The 214-nt window shown below is 50.0% G+C and carries 1 rRNA gene; it reads right to left on the bottom strand.

From position 1 onward, the window contains the following. Window positions 1-214: ribosomal RNA gene (locus C2M36_RS12645) — 23S ribosomal RNA — on the bottom strand; the annotation flags it as partial.

The raw sequence follows: 214 nt of genomic DNA on the forward strand, positions 1-214 counted from the left end.
GGCAGGTGTCACACCGTATACGTCATCTCGCGATTTAGCACAGTGCTGTGTTTTTAATAAACAGTCCCAGCCACCTGGTCACTGCGACTCTCGAGTGCTTACGGAGCAAGTCCTTCACACTCAAGAGCGTACCTTCTCCCGAAGTTACGGTACTATTTTGCCTAGTTCCTTCACCCGAGTTCTCTCAAGCGCCTTAGTATTCTCTACCTGACCA

Origin of the sequence: Pseudoalteromonas sp. T1lg75 (genome assembly GCF_002964705.1) — a bacterium.
GTDB lineage: Bacteria > Pseudomonadota > Gammaproteobacteria > Enterobacterales > Alteromonadaceae > Pseudoalteromonas.